At 59.5% G+C, this 16163-nt stretch carries 9 protein-coding genes; 7 read left to right on the top strand and 2 right to left on the bottom strand.

Features of this window, described 5'->3' with window-relative positions:
• Positions 1 to 312 precede the first annotated feature (312 nt).
• From ERE07_RS10280 to ERE07_RS10270, 3 genes are all read left to right on the top strand, one after another.
• A complete protein-coding gene (locus ERE07_RS10280; RefSeq protein WP_130008740.1) occupies positions 313 to 6879 on the top strand; it encodes a YadA-like family protein in 6567 nt (2188 codons plus the stop codon).
• Between the two features lie 85 nt (positions 6880 to 6964).
• Positions 6965 to 7753, top strand: a complete 789-nt coding sequence (locus tag ERE07_RS10275) for an OmpA family protein (protein WP_130008739.1) — start codon at positions 6965 to 6967, stop codon at positions 7751 to 7753.
• 285 nt (positions 7754 to 8038) lie between these two features.
• Positions 8039 to 9301, top strand: coding sequence for a CynX/NimT family MFS transporter (locus tag ERE07_RS10270; RefSeq protein WP_130008738.1), 1263 nt, complete (start codon positions 8039 to 8041; stop codon positions 9299 to 9301).
• Here the strand turns inward: ERE07_RS10270 and ERE07_RS10265 are convergent.
• A complete protein-coding gene (locus ERE07_RS10265) occupies positions 9288 to 10193 on the bottom strand; it encodes a DMT family transporter (RefSeq protein WP_245153614.1) in 906 nt (301 codons plus the stop codon). The two genes, ERE07_RS10270 and ERE07_RS10265, sit on opposite strands and share 14 nt — an antisense overlap.
• Entirely contained in the window at positions 10186 to 10638 is a 453-nt protein-coding gene (locus tag ERE07_RS10260) for a DUF2214 family protein (protein ID WP_130008737.1), read from the bottom strand. Before ERE07_RS10260 ends, ERE07_RS10265 begins: the two co-directional genes overlap by 8 nt.
• Positions 10639 to 10955: 317 nt before the next feature.
• On the opposite strand from ERE07_RS10260, the gene ahpC reads away from it, so the two are divergent.
• The 4 genes from ahpC to ERE07_RS10240 all read left to right on the top strand — a co-directional run bounded on the left by ahpC (position 10956) and on the right by ERE07_RS10240 (position 16082).
• On the top strand, positions 10956 to 11519 hold the full coding sequence (ahpC, locus tag ERE07_RS10255) for an alkyl hydroperoxide reductase subunit C (RefSeq protein ID WP_130008736.1): 564 nt from the start codon (positions 10956 to 10958) through the stop codon (positions 11517 to 11519).
• A 109-nt stretch (positions 11520 to 11628) separates the two neighbouring features.
• On the top strand, positions 11629 to 13224 hold the full coding sequence (gene ahpF / locus ERE07_RS10250) for an alkyl hydroperoxide reductase subunit F (RefSeq protein WP_130008735.1): 1596 nt from the start codon (positions 11629 to 11631) through the stop codon (positions 13222 to 13224).
• A 334-nt stretch (positions 13225 to 13558) separates the two neighbouring features.
• A complete protein-coding gene (locus ERE07_RS10245) occupies positions 13559 to 15769 on the top strand; it encodes an AsmA family protein (RefSeq protein WP_130008734.1) in 2211 nt (736 codons plus the stop codon).
• A gap of 121 nt (positions 15770 to 15890) precedes the next feature.
• The gene (locus tag ERE07_RS10240; protein ID WP_130008733.1) at positions 15891 to 16082 is read left to right on the top strand and encodes a YqaE/Pmp3 family membrane protein; all 192 of its coding nucleotides are present in this window, start codon (positions 15891 to 15893) and stop codon (positions 16080 to 16082) included.
• The last annotated feature ends 81 nt before the right edge of the window (positions 16083 to 16163 follow it).

Here is a 16163-nt window from a genome sequence, read left to right as displayed (position 1 = left end):
GCGGCTTTTTTTATGCTGGAACGTTTGTTGCCGGGCTGCGGAATTGCCAGGTTCGATCGAACATTTATATTCCCTTATTTGTGCCTATTTAGCCTTCTTTTTCATTGTTTACATTTCAATTATCCAAAAAAACGATTTTCAAATGTTTTTGCCGGAAAAACAAAAGCTCTGATATTGGGTCTGCCGCAAAGTGTCACTCGTTATGGGGTTTGGTTACATATTTGCGAATAACTTCTTACGTACTGCCCGACCACCTCTAGTCAGAAAAGGTCATTCCAGCACGTAAGCACGATCGATTATTGGGGAACATTTGTGAATCGTATCTACAAGACGGTATGGAATGAACAGACGGGGACTTTTGTCGCCGTTTCAGAGAACGCGCGGGGACGAGGAAAGCGCTCGGGTTCCAGCGTAGACGGGGGAATGGAAACAAACGCGTTGCGTGGCGCAGGCCAGGCTCGCCGGCTCATGGGAACCGCATTGTTCGTTGCCACCGGCATGTTGGGATTGGGCGGCCAGGCCTGGGCGGATGTCGACATCGCAGATTCCACCTCGCCTATTCATGCTGACGGCAATGACATCATCTTTTCGAATGGCGTCGGAAAGATCGAGTTTGTGAATGGAGGCCGGGTGGCCGGGCTGAACGATGGCGCGGTCAATGCGGGCAGCACGGACGCGGTTAACGGCCGTCAGTTGTTTTCGGTGCAGAACACTGCCCAATCGGCGGTGAACTCCGTGAACACGCTGACTGGCACGGTAAATGATCTGAGCGGCACGGTCGGTACGCTGAGTACCGATGTGAATAAAGGCTGGACGCTGAAAGGTGGCGCCGCCGATGCCGGAAAGGCGATCAAGCCGGGCGACGCGGTCACCATTGTGGGCGGCTCGAACATTGATGTGACGCGCAGTGACGGCACGATTACCGTCAAGACTAAGGACCAGATTCAGGCGCAGACGTTAACGAGCACAGGCGCGGCAACCATTGGCGGCCCGCTTGTTGTCAACGGACAAGCCACGCTGAACGGCGGCCTGAACATGGGCGGCAAGAAAATCAGCAATCTGGCCAACGGCGACGTTGCCGCCGGCAGCACTGAAGCGGTCACAGGCGACCAGCTGTACACGATGCAAAAAGATCTCTATGAAGATGGCAAGGGCATCAAGTATTTTCATGCAACATCGACCAAGGCCGACTCTGATGCCTCGGGCCAGGATTCCGTGGCCATAGGGCCCGAATCCATTGCCGCAGGCAAAGGCAGCCTGGCGGCGGGCGATGGCGCCACCGTAGCAGAGCAGGCAGAAGCTGGCATGGCGCTTGGCCAAGCTGCAACCGTCGGCGAGAAGGGCATAGGCGCCGTGGCCGTCGGGCGCAAGGCTCAAGCCAATGGCGCGGGCAGTATCGCCATGGGCGATCAAGCCACGGTGGCCTCGGAATTCGTGTCGAACTCAGTTGCGATCGGCACCAAGGCCACAGTGTCTGGACAATACAGCAGCGGCGCGATCGCCCTGGGCAACCAGGCGACTGCGGGTGCAGGCAATGCAACCGCCATTGGCAGCAGCGCTTCGGCTGATGGCGACGACGGCATTGCCTTGGGCACCCAGGCCAAAGCCAGTTCGACGAATGGCATCGCGGTGGGCAAAGGTGCGCAATCATCGACCCTGAACAGCATTGCACTGGGAACCGGTGCAGGCATAGGCACGATCGAGGGGCCGGTCAATCCCGGGCTGGACAAGACCTCGCATATTGCGATCGGCACCAATGCGGGTCAACGGGTCTCCGGCAATCAGAGCACTGCCATCGGTTATGGGGCGGGCTCAGACGTGTCCGGCGATTACACCGTTTCCATCGGCAACGACGCGGGTACCCGTCTGAATGGCAATCAAAACATTTCCATTGGCTACAAGGCCAATGAAAGCGCAGTCAGAAAGACGGTAGAACATGCAGTAGCAATTGGCGGGGAGAGCAGCGCCGAAAGTCATTCGGTGGCTGTCGGCAATAAAGCGAAGGCGCAGGGGACCTTGTCCACGGTCCTGGGCGCTAACGCTCAGACTAGCGGCGACTGGGGCGTGGCACTGGGCGCCAACAGCAGGGCCCAGGGCGACAGTGTCGCTCTGGGAACGAATTCTCAGGCTGCGTCCTCCAGTGGCGTAGGGTTTCTCACCGGCTCCAATGCGGCCGGCAATCCAATCGCCGTGGTGTCCGTCGGCCGCTCGGGCGGCGAGCGCCGCATTGTCAACGTTGCCGACGGTAGCGCAGGCACCGATGCCGTGAACGTGAGGCAATTGACCGCCGCGCAACAGAACCTGGCACAAGTGCTGGGCAATGGGACGCTGGTAGACGGCAAGGTCACCGAGTTTGAAGTGGGTGGCAAGAAATACAGCTCAGTGGCCATGGCCTTGACCGAACTTGGCAATGGCGGCACGGGCACGGTCATCAACGACGTAGGCGCGGTGCTCTACGATGGCGGCAGCAGCCAGCAAGTCGTCACGCTGGGCGGCGCTGGCGGCACCACGATAAAAAACCTGAAGGCGGGTGTCGACGATACCGATGCGGCCAACGTGGGCCAGGTCAAATCCCTGGTAGATGCTGAAAAAACGCGATACTTCGATGTCAACTCGACAGTGAGCGCCAATGAGGACAACACAGGCGCAACGGGTCTCGACGCCATGGCGATCGGTCCGGCTGCCGCGGCGTCCGGTGCTTCCGGCCTGGCCTTGGGGAATTCGGCACTGTCCACGGGACAGAGCGCCATCGCGCTAGGCAACGCGGTCAAGGCTGATGCCGATAGCGCGACAGCGATCGGGCACGGCAGCATCGCTTATCACGAGAGCACCATCGCCATCGGGAACGCAGCGCAAAGCCGTGGAGAGAATTCCATCGTGATCGGCACGCGTGCCGAGTCGGACGCCAAAGAAGGCAATGTCACCGTTGATAACGCGATCGTGATCGGTACTGATGCCGATGTAACGGCAGACAACGGTATCGCGATGGGTGAGCATTCGGTGTCATCCGCCAAACGTGGCGCGGCGGTTGGCTACCATGCTGCGGCTCGCGGACTCGACTCCCAGGCTTTTGGCTCCAATGCCCAGGCGCACGGCATCAACGCTGCGGCCAGCGGCACCGGTGCGCGCGCCATGGGCGCGAACAGCATAGCGTCGGGCACAAATGCGCGCGGCTATGCGTCCAACGGGATTGCGCTGGGCAGGGATGCGGTGGCGGGTATTGCCTCGCCCAAGCCCGGTGAAGAAGACAAGAACACCAATACCATCGCCATTGGTACCCGTGCTCATGCTCAGGCCATGAACTCGGTCGCACTCGGGTCGGATTCCAATACCGAATCTGCCTATGGCGCGACGGTCGCGCGCTATTCCAAGGTTGACCACAACGATGCGGAAACAGGGGTGGTGTCTGTGGGCAATCATGGCGGCCAGGATCGCACGGGCAGTATCGAACGCCGCATCACCAATCTGGCGGGCGGCATGGCGGACACCGATGCGGTGAACGTGAAGCAACTTCGCGCGGTGCGCGATACACCCTGGACATACACGGGCAACAGCGGCCAGACCAATCAGACCATGGGCTCTGCGGTTGCCATTGTCGGCGCCAACACCGGCGCGACTTCCGCACAGAACGTCAAGACCGTGGTTACCGGCGGCACCAAGCGGACCAATAGCGATGGCGACGTCGTCTACGAGGGCGGCAGGATTGAGATCCAGTTTGCGGAAACGCCGCAGTTCAAGGGCGCCGATATGGGTGGCAGGAAGATTACCAGCGTGGCTGAAGGTACGATCAGCGATACCAGCAAGGATGCGGTCAATGGCAGCCAGTTGTACAGCGTGAAGAACTCGCCGATCACGTTTGCCGGCAATACCGGCAGCGTGGCGCGTAAGCTGGGCGAGACGCAGGTCATTCGTGGCTCGCTGGGCAGTGGCGCAGCTGCGTCGTCGAGCAACATCCGCACGCAGGTCAATCCCGCAGGCGAGATGGAAATCCTGCTGGCCAACAATCTGACAGCAGACAGCCTGACGATCAACAACGGCGGGCCGGTGATCAACCAGGGCGGCATCGACATGAAGGGCAAGCGGATCACTCATCTTGCCAAGGGTATCGATGGCTCTGATGCGGTCAATGTCGATCAGTTGACCGAAGTCAGCAACGTGGCGAGCCAGGGCTGGAGACTGACGGCCAACAACGCCAATCAGACCAATGTGAAGCCCGGCGAAGTGGTTGATCTGGCCAGTGCGGCTGACGACAACATCGTGGTGAGCAAGGGCGATGCCGACCACAAGGTAACGTTTGGCCTGGCAGACAATGTGAACGTCACCAACAACTTCACGGTGGGCGGCAATACCAGCATTGCGCAAAATCTGAATGTAGGCGGCGATACGACCATCGTTGGCGTGACCAATATGAATGGCGGTGCGGTGATTAGCAATAATCTGACGGTCAGGCCGAGCACCAACGTCGACTTTGGTGGCAACAAAATCACCAACGTCAAGGCGGGCGACGTTACCAATACCAGCACTGACGTTGTCAATGGCGCGCAACTTTACGAACTGGCCAATACGCCGATCACGTTTGCCGGCAACACCGGCAGCGTGGCGCGCAAGCTGGGCGAAACGCAGGTCATTCGTGGCTCGCTGGACAGCGGTGCGGCCGCTTCGTCGGGCAACATCCGCACGCAGGTCAATCCCGCGGGCGAGATGGAAATCCTGCTGGCCAACAACCTGACGGCAGACAGCCTGACGATCAACAACGGTGGGCCGGTGATCAACCAGGGCGGCATCGACATGAAGGGCAAGCGGATCACTCATCTTGCCAAAGGTATCGATGGCTCTGATGCGGTCAATGTCGATCAGTTGACCGAAGTCAGCAATGTGGCGAACCAGGGCTGGAACTTGACAGCCAACGGCGCGAACAGCAGCAACGTCGCGCCAGGCGCGACCGTTGATCTGGCCAACACGGATGGCAACATCGTCGTGGCCAAGACAGGCAACGATGTGCAGTTCAACCTGGCGGATGATGTGGGCATCAAGAACAATCTGTCGGTAGGCGGCGCTTTCGCGGTGGATGGTCTGGCCGCGCTCAATGGCGGCGTCCTGGTCAGCTCTCAGTTTACGGTCACGCCGGGCACGACTGTGAATTTCGGCAACAACAAAGTGAGCGGTGTCGCGGATGGAGAAATCAGCAGTACGAGCACGGAAGCGATTAATGGTTCGCAACTGTACGGGGTTGCGAGCAGGCCCATCACCTTCGCGGGCAACGAGGGGTCGGTCGAGCGCAAGCTTGGCGAAACGCAGGTGATCCGCGGGTCGCTGGATGTCGCGCAGCCAGCCTCGTCCAGCAACATTCGTACTCAGGTCAATGCCGACGGCGAGATGGAGATTCTGCTGGCCAATAACCTGACAGCCGACAGCCTGACGATCAACCATGGCGGTCCGGTGATCAGCAAGGACGGCATCGACATGAATGGCAACAGAATCCGTAATCTTGCCAAGGGCATTGACGGCACCGATGCGGTCAACGTCGACCAACTGACGGAAGTCAGCGATGTGGCCAACAAGGGCTGGAACCTGACAGCCAATGGCGCGAACAGCAGCAACGTCGCACCCGGCGACACGGTGGACCTGGCCAATACCGATGGCAATATCGACATCACCAAGGCTGGCAACGACGTGCAGTTCAATCTGGCCAAGGACATCGCCGTAGATTCTGTCACGACTGGCGATACGGTGCTCAATACCGATGGCGTCACCATCAACGGCGGTCCCAATGGTCCCATCGTGCTGAACAACACGGGGCTTACGGCGGGCACGGTAATCATCTCGTCTGTTACCGGCATTAACGCCGGCGGTTTCCAGATCACGAACGTCAAGGCGGGCGTGGCCGATACAGACGCGGTGAACGTCAGCCAGCTCAAGGGTGTCCAGGACAATGTCGATAATCTCAGCGACCGCGCGGTGAAGTACGACGGCAACGTGGGCGATCCCAAGAACAGGGTCACGCTGGAGGGCGATGTCTCCACCGATGGCGGGCGCACTGGCGGCACGACAATCACCAATCTGGCGCGCGGCGAAATCTCCGAAAACAGCACCGACGCAGTCAACGGCAGCCAGATCCACGACATGGGCAACAGCATCGCCGATGGCATGGGTGGCAACTCCACGTTTGTCGATGGCAAGCTGGTGACGGAATTGAATGTGGGCGGCAACACCTACAACAACGTTAATGATGCGCTCAACGGCGTACAGACCGATATCGACAATGTTGCGGATATTGCCAACATGGGCTGGAACGTTCAGACCAACGGCGACACCGCAAGCAAGGTCGGACCGGGCGACACCGTGCAGTTCGTCAACGGCGATAACGTCGAAATCACCCGCGATGGCACCAATATCACGGTAGGCATGGCCAAGGATATCAAGGTCGACAGTGTGACGACCAATACCGTATCGGCCAAGGAGGTTGTCATTGAAAACGGACCGACCATCAATCAGGACGGTATCGACATGGGTGACAAGCAGATCACCAACCTTGCCGACGGCAAACAGGACAGCGACGCAGTCAACCTGGGGCAGTTGAACAGGGTGGCAGGCAACGTTGCCAACCACATCAATCGTCTGGATAGCCGTATCGATCGCGTGGACAATCGCGCCAGTGCGGGTGTGGCGGCGGCGCTGGCAACAGCGGGTCTGCCTCAGGCTTACCTGCCGGGCAAGAGCATGCTCAGCCTGGGAGGCGGTACATGGCGCGGTGAAAGCGGTTACGCCATGGGCCTGTCGACCATCTCGGATAACGGCAAATGGGTCGTCAAGGGTACCGCCAGCGGCTCATCGCGTGGAGACTACGGCGGCTCGGTTGGCGTGGGCTACCAGTGGTAACCGTGTTCTGTTGAAACGACCGAGTGCATGCATGCTGTGGCCGGTGCCTTCACCGGCCACAGCGAGAATCCAAGGATAAGAAGCTATGTTTAAGACATTGAAAACCTGCGCTCTGCGCGCAAGCGGCCTTGCCGCGGTGCTGGCCCTGGCTGCCTGCGGCAACCTGAGCCAGATCAGCGACAAGGGCACAACGGATGAGCCCGTCTGGCCGGATCCAGTGGATACAACGTTTGACACAGGCGCATACCCCACGCTTGATAGCCTGCGTCTCATGGGCCCGGGCATGACCAAGGATCAGGTCTACAGCCTGATCGGCCGCCCGCATTTCAGCGAAGGCTTGGCCGGCGTGCGCGAATGGGACTATCTCTTCCATTTTCGTACGCCGCGGGGCGACCTGACTTGCCAGTACAAGGTTTTGTTCGACAAGGACAAGCATGCCCAGACTTTCTTGTGGAAGCCCGAGGCTTGCGCCGATCTGCTCAATCCGAGAAAGCCGGCGCCTGCGCCTCAGGCCTTGTCTCTGAAAGGCGATGTGCTGTTTGCGTTTGGCAGCGCAACACTGACGGCGGCCGGGGTGGCCGAAGTCAATCGAGTGGCCGGCGCTTTGCCTCGCCAGGGCGAGGCGTCCATCGTGGTCACCGGCCACACCGATCATATCGGCAGCGACGCCAGCAATCTGGCGCTCTCCGACAGACGGGCACAGGCCGTGCGCAATCAGATGATCTCGCAGGGCATTCCCGCTTCCAGTATCCAGGCGCATGGCATGGGCGAGCGCCAGCCTGTTGTCCAGTGTGCGAACGGGCCGCGTGCGGCCTTGATTGAATGTCTTGCGCCCAATCGCCGCGTTGACATAACGGTAGCGCATCGCGGCTAGCCCGGCAGCGACTATCCGCCACGACATCAAGCGCGGCCTTTCGCAGGCCGCGCCGCGCATTGAAGGCCCAGTGACCAAGGGCGTGTTCAACATTCCGGTCGCTAGCGATGCGCAGGCCCTGGACATTGCGCGCCGTGTCGCGGGCCAGGCGAAGGCGGGTTGATCGTCGTTTGCCTGGCGTGAAACCAGACAGGGCTGATCGGTGCTGTCCGGACACTGCTTCGGCTTTTTCAGGGTCGCGAGTATGATCTTGGCTTTACGGTAGATTGCCGAGCTCGTTATTCCATGCCCTCTCCTGAATCTGGCCAGAACCCCTCGCTGAGCGCCAGCGCCGTCCCAGCCCGCAGCGTTGCCGCTCACCTCCTGCTTGGCGCCAGCCTGGTTCTGATCGCCTTCAACCTGCGTCCGCTTTTTTCCAGTCTGTCAGTACTGTTGCCCGAGATCATCCAGGCCACGCCACTCACCTCGGCTGGCGCCGGCTACCTGACAACATTGCCTGTGCTGTGTCTCGGTTTGTTCGCGCCAGTGGCGCCACGCCTTTCGCAGCGCATTGGGCCCGAGCGCTGCCTTTTGCTGGTTCTGTTGCTGCTGGCGATAGGCACCGGGCTGCGGGGCATGGGCGGGCTGTATGGCTTGTTTGCCGGATCGGCGCTGGCGGGTGCCGCCATTGCCACGGGCAATGTATTGTTGCCCAGCGTGGTCAAGCGAGATTTCCCGCAGCGCGCGGCGCTGATGACTGGCCTCTATACGATGGCGCTGTGTGGCGGTGCGGCGTTCGGCGCTGCGCTTACCTTGCCCATTGCCCATTATTTCAACGACGCCTGGCGCCTGGGTCTTGCCATCTGGGGCCTGCCGGCCGCCGTGGTGTTTTTCATGTGGGCGCCTCAGTCGCTGCGCAGCAAGGCGCCTTCGCGGCATATCCGGTATTCGGTCCGCGGCCTGTCGCGCGATCCGCTGGCCTGGCAGGTGTCGCTGTTCATGGGCCTGCAGTCCGCGCTGGCCTATTGCGTCATGGGATGGATGGCGCCTATTTTGCGCGCACGCGGTCTGGATGGCGTGCACGCCGGCTTCATGACTTCAGTCTCTGTCATGCTGCAAGTTGCCACCTGTTTGCTGGTGCCTGCGCTAGCAGTGCGCTTGCGAGACCAACGCATGCTGAACGCCGCTTTGGCGCTCATTGCAAGCGCTGCACTCATTGGCCTGTTGTTCGCTCCGGTCTCGACATTATGGTTCTGGGCGGTGATACAGGGCGTTGGGCAAGGCGGGCTGTTTGCGATGGCCATGACCGTCATCGTGCTGCGTTCACCCGATTCCCATGTGGCAGCCCATCTTTCCGGTATGGCACAAGGCATCGGTTATGTGCTAGCCGCCAGCGGTCCGCTTCTTGTCGGTATTCTTCACAGCGCCACGGGCAGCTTTGAAGCCACGGTATGGGTGTTTGCCGCCGTGGGCCTGGCAACGGCATTTAACGGTTGGGGGGCAGGCCGCTCTGCGCTGGTCAAGGCGCGAAGTGTGTCCCAGGACAACACGCCCGTCAGCGGCGCATGACCAGATAGATACCCGCCACCGCCAGCGCGATGCCGGGCCATGCGGCCCAGGCCAGCGTCTCGCCAAGCGCGATGAAGGCCAGTATGGCGGTGGCGGGCGGCACCATGAAGAACAGCGCAGACACCCGCGAGGCTTCGCCATGGCGTATCATCGCCAGCAGCAGCGAAATTGCGATAATCGAGTTGCCCAGCACCAGATAGCTTAACGACACAAGCAGGCCGGGTGTCCAGCTGATGCGCATGGGCTCGAGCCAGAAGGCTAATGGCGCGGTGACCAGGAGTCCGACCGTGTATTGCACCAGATTGGCTGTTACGGGGTGGGTTTCCGCGCCATAACGCTTTTCCCACAGGGTGCTGCCAGCCAGCGTCAGCAGCGCCATCACGGCGAAGGTGATTGCCCAGGAAGTGCCACTGCCGGTGATCGAGTTGGCCAGGATGACGATAGAGGCGCCCGCCACCCCCAGTACCAGCCCTGCCCACCGCACGCGCCCCACCGTTTCGCCAGCCAGCATCGGCGCCAGCAGCCCGACCAGAATCGGCTGTTGAGAAGTAATCAGCGCCAGTGTGCCGGCCGACATGCCCAGCTTGAGGCTCAGGTAGGCAAACGAAAAATAGCCAGCCTGCAACAGCAGACCCACCACGAGCAGATGCCGCCATGCGGGCCATCCGTTGGGCATGGGCGCGCGCAGCCAAAGAAAAGGCAGCAGAAGCAGCAGCACAACACAGGCATAGCGCAAGGCCAGGAAGGTCAGGGGGTCGGCATAGGCAAGGCCAAGCTTGAGAAAGACGAATCCCAGTGACCAGAGCAGCACGAACAGCGCCGGGCCTGCCCTGAGCCAGGCAGGCGCCGGATTGTTCGACGCCGCGTGGATCTCCCGCACGGGTTCAGGCAACGCTGCCTACGCCTCTGGCCATAAGCGCGGCGCAAAGAACCAGCAAGGCGACGCCCACCAGTTCGAGATTGATCGTACTGCGAATCTTTCGGATACGGGCGGGTTCCACCACGGGCAGCCTGCCAGCCTTGAGCGAGGCGCGCCACGACAGAAACTCTTTCGTGGGCCGTATGGACAACACGCCAACCAGCGCGAAAAGCGCAAGCTTGGCAATAAAAAAGACATTGCTGAAATAAAAGCTGGCGCCTTTTTCGAAATAGATGACACGCAAAAAGCCAACAATCAGTACTGCACCTGCGGCCATGCCAAACAGCGCGTCCGTTTTGAGCAGCTTGCGCGCGATGGTTTCTGAAAAAGGCTCCCGGATCAGGACGAACTCGATACAGAGTGTGGCGACCAGCAAGAAAGCGGCAAAATGGTGCAAAAAGGCAAACAGGGCGCTCATACTGCATCCTCGTTAGGCAGAATATATTCCCATCAATATAAAGCGGTTCCTGGCGCCGCAAGGAAAATTCTTTGTTACTTATCGTCCCGCCGCCGCGCGCGCGTGGGCTTGGAAAGCCGCGTGCGGGCGGTTAAAATAAACATTGTGGCAGGCGCAGCGCCGCCACATTCTCCCGAGGCCAAGCCTCGTTTTATTGAGCCAGGCGCATAGCTAATAGCTATCGCATCAATAATATTAATCAATTTTACAAATCAATAGTGTCTGCCTATACTGGCACTTGTACTTGGTTTTCATCAACACTTTTATAAGGAAACGCAATGTCCTTGATCAACACCAAAATCAAGCCGTTCAAAGCTACCGCCTACCATAACGGCAAGTTCATCGATGTGACTGACGAATCCATCGCCGGCAAGTGGTCGGTCTTCGTTTTCTATCCCGCCGATTTCACCTTTGTATGCCCGACTGAACTCGAAGATCTGGCCGAGCAATATGCAGAATTCCAGAAACTGGGTGTTGAGATCTACAGCGTATCCACCGACACGCATTTCTCGCACAAAGCATGGCATGACACCTCTGATGCGATCAGCAAGGTGACTTATCCCATGCTGGCAGACCCCACTCACGCGCTGGCCCGCAACTTCGAAGTGCTGATCGAAGAAGAGGGCATCGCCCTGCGCGGCACCTTCGTGATCAACCCCGAAGGCGAAATCAAGGTTCTCGAGATTCACGACAACGGCATTGGTCGCGTCGCGTCCGAACTGCTGCGCAAGGTCAAGGCAGCCCAATACATCGCTGCTCACCCCGGCGAAGTGTGCCCCGCCAAGTGGGAAGAGGGTGCCAAAACGCTGACGCCCTCTCTGGATCTGGTCGGCAAGATCTAAGTACTGCCCGCCTGCGATAGGCAGGTAGCGACGCAGTAAAAAAATACCGCGAGCCGGCCACAAGCCGGCCAGCGGTCCGATTCATCTTATCCATGAAGGTAGATACGTTATGTTGGACGCTAATCTCAAGACACAGTTGCAATCCTATATGGCAATGGTTTCCCAGCCTATCGAGCTGGTTGCCAACCTCGACAGCGGCGCCAAGTCGGCGGAGCTGCGCGAGTTGCTGCAGGAAATCCAACTGATGTCCGATCGCATTACGCTGACAGAACGCACCGATGCGAACGAACGCATCCCTTCCTTCAGCATCAAGCGCAGCGGCACCGATATCAGCGTCACGTTCGCTGGCATTCCCATGGGCCACGAGTTCACGTCGCTCGTGCTGGCGCTGCTGCAGGTCGGCGGCCATCCCATCAAACTGGATGCGTCCCAGATCGAACAAATCCGCAATCTCGATGGCGACTATAACTTCGAGACTTATTTTTCATTGTCCTGCCAGAACTGTCCTGATGTCGTGCAGGCGCTGAATGTGATGTCCATCATCAATCCGCGCATCAAGCATACGGCGATTGATGGGGCGCTGTACAAGGATGAAGTCGAGTCCAGGCAGATCATGTCCGTGCCGACCATGTTCCTGAACGGCGAAGTCTTCGGGCAGGGCCGCAGCGGGGTTGAAGAAATCCTCTCCAAACTGGATACCGGCGCCTCCTGCCGCAAGGCCGAAGAACTCAGCGAGCGCGAACCCTACGACGTATTGATCGTTGGCGGTGGCCCCGCAGGCGCGGCGGCGGCCGTCTACGCGGCGCGCAAAGGCATCCGCACAGGCATCGTGGCCGAACGCTTTGGCGGGCAGGTGCTCGATACCATGGCCATAGAGAACTACATCTCCATTACCGAGACCGAAGGCCCCAAATTCGCCGTGGCGCTGGAACAGCATGTCAAGGAATACGGGGTCGACATTATCAATCTGCAGCGTGCCGACAGTCTCAAGGCCAACGGCAAGCTGACGGAAGTCCAGCTGGCCAGCGGCGGCGTGCTCAAGGGCAAGACGGTCATCCTGTCCACAGGCGCACGCTGGCGCGAGGTCAATGTGCCGGGCGAGCAAGAATACCGTAACAAGGGCGTGGCATACTGCCCTCATTGCGACGGGCCGTTGTTCAAGGGCAAGCGTGTGGCGGTAATCGGCGGGGGCAACTCCGGTGTCGAGGCCGCGATTGATCTCGCCGGCCTGGTGCAGCACGTCACACTGATCGAGTTTGGCGATGCGTTGCGTGCAGACGCCGTGCTGCAGCGCAAGTTGCTCAGTCTGAACAACGTCACGGTTATCAAGTCGGCGCAAACCACCGAAATCCACGGTGATGGCCAAAAGGTGACGGGGCTTTCTTATAAAGACCGTCAAACCGGATCCATGCATAACGTGGCGCTCGAGGGGGTGTTTGTCCAGATTGGCCTGGTACCCAATACCGAATGGCTCAAGGGAACGCTCGATCTTTCCAGGCATGGCGAAGTCGAAGTGGATGCACGAGGCCAGACTTCCCTGCCGGGCGTATTCGCGGCGGGTGACTGTACCACGGTGCCGTACAAGCAGATCATCATCTCTGCCGGCGATGGCGCCAAGGCGGCCCTGAGCGCGTTCGACCATCTTATCCGCTCATCGGTCGAAGACGAGGAAGACGTGGCGTCACCCAAGGCCGCCGCAGCCTGACACAACGTCACTAGCTTGCACGTTCAAAGCCTGGGCTTTTGAACTGGCTCCAAGAAGTGGACAGTTCAACGCAACGAAACCAAGGCCTGAGCCCGGTACTGTACCGGGCTCAGGCCTTTTGGTTTGGTCTTGATGCGGTCGTGACTGTCGTGGTAGATGCCTCTTGCGAGTCAGGCTGTCTTTGCACGTAAGATAGTGACTTGCGCTTTGCGCATGACACAAACGCGCATTTGGTTGCGTTTGGTATAGCCCGGTATCGAGGTCTCCCGGAATCCTCTCTACAATAATCCAAGCGGTTGCGCAGCGCCGGTTGCCCACACAAAGAGGAGAAATCATGCCACGATATCTCAAGATTACCCTGTGGGTGCTGTTTTGTCTGGTCGCGTCGGCCGTGCTGGCCTTTGTTCTGCTCGCAACATTCAACTGGAATCACGCAAAGCCCTGGATCAACCGGCAGGCCACAGAGCTTGCGGGGCGACAAGTGGAGGTGCGTGGCGACCTGGATGTTCAGTGGCAGCGCTCGGGCGAAGCCGCGCAGGGCTGGCGCGGCTGGATTCCATGGCCGCGCATCACCGCCAGTGATCTGGTCATCGGCAATTCCCAATGGAGTACGGCAGATAGAAACATGGCCCAGGTGTCGCGGCTGTCCGCCGTCATCAATCCAGTGGCGCTGTTGGGGCATACCGTCCAGCTCGCTGAACTGGATATCGACAAGGCCGATATTTTCCTTGAGCGCAACCAGAAGGGTGACGCCAATTGGACATTCGAGCGCGCCGATGAACAACAGACACCGCCTTCGGACTGGACATTCGATCTGCAACAGTTGACCCTGAACAGCGTCAAAGCCCAGGTGGTGGATGCGGCCAGTAAGCTGGACGTCACGACACAGCTGGATACCCTGAGAGATCGTGCCGGCGATAGCGCTGCAACCACAACAGGCAAGGCCGCAACGAAGGCAGACAGCCCGGCCGGAGAGAATTCTTCTGCCGCAGGGCAGCGCAGCGCGCCACCAGCGCAGGATGCGCCGTCTCCGGAGTATGGCATCGGCTGGAAAGCCTCTGGCACCTACAACGAGGCCGATGTTGACGGGCAGGGGCGTATGGGCGGTATTCTTTCCTTGCGTGAAGGAAGCAAACCCTTTCCGCTGCAGGGCACGCTGGGCATAGGCAAAACCTCGGTCGAACTGGAAGGCTCGGTCACACGTCCGCAGAGTCTGGCTGCGCTGGACGTAAACATGAAGCTTTCCGGCGACAGCATGTCTGATCTCCTGCCGCTCATAGGCGTGGCATTGCCCGTGACGCCGCCCTACGCCACCGAAGGCCGGCTCAGTGCGGCGCTCGAAGGCGATGTGGATGTATGGCGTTACCAGAACTTCAAAGGACGCGTGGGCGAGAGCGATCTGGAGGGCTCGATCGAGTTCAGGCGCAGCAAACCGCGTCCTAAGCTCACCGGCAGTCTCACCTCGCATCTGCTCACCTTCAAGGACTTGGGGCCGCTCATCGGCGCGGATACGAGCGATGTGAAATCCGACGCGGCCAGCAAGGAAGGTAAAGCTCAGCCAAAAGGCAGGGTGCTGCCCGTGTCGCCGATCAATACGGATGCCTGGGGCGCCATGGATGCTCAAATCCATTTCAAGGGCGAAAAAATCATCCGCGACAAGGATCTTCCTCTCGATAATATCGACGCGCAGGTCAAGCTCGAGAACAAAGTGTTGACGTTCACACCGTTGAACTTTGGTGTGGCCGGCGGAACGATGGCCAATGTGATCACTCTGGACGGCAGCGGCAAGCAGATCACCGCGAAGCTGAAGACAGAAGCACGGCATCTCCAGCTTAAAAAGCTCTTTCCGGGGGCGGAGTCCATGAATGCCAGTTTTGGTGAACTGCATGGGGACGCACAGCTCGCCGGACACGGTGAATCCATCGCTCAAATGCTGGGTACGGCGGATGGGCAGCTCTCGGCGGTTGTCAGCCGCGGCACGATCAGTCATTTTCTGCTGGAGGCGGCTGGACTCAATGTTGCCAACATGATCATGCTCAAGTTGTTTGGCGATGAGCAAATCGTGCTCAACTGCATGGCCAGCGATTTCGGCGTCAAGAATGGTATTGCCACCGTGCGGACATTCAGGCTGGAGACAGACGACACTACTGTCGATATGTCGGGCCAGATCAATCTGCGCAATGAAACCATCAACCTGGAGGTACGCCCCGAAAACAAGACAGTGCGTATTTTTACGCTGCGATCGCCGCTCTATGCCAAGGGCACCCTGGCCAATCCTGATGTGGGGGTCGAAAAAGGCCCCTTGGCGGTACGGGCGGGCGCCGCGGTAGCGCTGGGCATCGTAGCCACGCCTTTTGCCGCCCTGTTGCCGCTGCTTAATGTCGGTTCCAACGACGAAACGGGTTGCCAGTCCCTGCGCGCATCGCCCGCGAAAACGGAGGGCAAGGGCGGTGCGCAGGCCAACGATAAGTCGGCGCGCGAGCAGCAACAGGAGAAAGAGCGAAAAGAACGTGAAAGCTGGCCGTCGTCCCAGGCTAAGCCCTGAGCCTTGACGGCGATGCGTGCGGTGACCAGATCGGGCCAGCGTCCAGCAGCGGCCATTATTTCTCCGGCGGTAGCGGTTAGAATAGCGGTCTTTCCATACTGAACGTGCTCGTTGACACATTATGAGACTGCTCATTGCTCTGCTGCTGCCTTGGCTGGCCTTTTTCACCATCGGACGCCCCATCGCCGGCATTATCTGCCTGGCTCTGCAACTCACGCTGATAGGTTGGGTGCCGGCTGCCATCTGGGCGGTCTATGCGCTCAGCCAATACAAGACAGACAAAAAAATCGAAAAAGCGCTCCAACAGCGCTGACGCGGAACGCGGCATCGGGGTAATCCCCGCCTTGCCGTGCCGCGGTTTGAGGCTAGAATTTTCCTGGGCCCACAGGCGCCG

The organism is Allopusillimonas ginsengisoli, from assembly GCF_004153455.1.
Taxonomy (GTDB): Bacteria; Pseudomonadota; Gammaproteobacteria; order Burkholderiales; family Burkholderiaceae_B; genus Allopusillimonas; species Allopusillimonas ginsengisoli.
Note: the sequence above shows the minus strand (reverse complement) of the source record. Positions and strands in the feature narration are given on the sequence as shown.

Excerpts from the sequence above, each read along its gene's own strand:
- ahpC (WP_130008736.1), top strand. The coding sequence starts at position 10,956 with ATGTCCTTGATCAACACCAAAATCAAGCCGTTCAAAGCTACCGCCTAC.
- ahpF (WP_130008735.1), top strand. The coding sequence starts at position 11,629 with ATGTTGGACGCTAATCTCAAGACACAGTTGCAATCCTATATGGCAATG.
- ERE07_RS10260 (WP_130008737.1), bottom strand. The coding sequence starts at position 10,638 with ATGAGCGCCCTGTTTGCCTTTTTGCACCATTTTGCCGCTTTCTTGCTG.
- ERE07_RS10240 (WP_130008733.1), top strand. The coding sequence starts at position 15,891 with ATGAGACTGCTCATTGCTCTGCTGCTGCCTTGGCTGGCCTTTTTCACC.
- ERE07_RS10275 (WP_130008739.1), top strand. The coding sequence starts at position 6,965 with ATGTTTAAGACATTGAAAACCTGCGCTCTGCGCGCAAGCGGCCTTGCC.
- ERE07_RS10270 (WP_130008738.1), top strand. The coding sequence starts at position 8,039 with ATGCCCTCTCCTGAATCTGGCCAGAACCCCTCGCTGAGCGCCAGCGCC.
- ERE07_RS10245 (WP_130008734.1), top strand. The coding sequence starts at position 13,559 with ATGCCACGATATCTCAAGATTACCCTGTGGGTGCTGTTTTGTCTGGTC.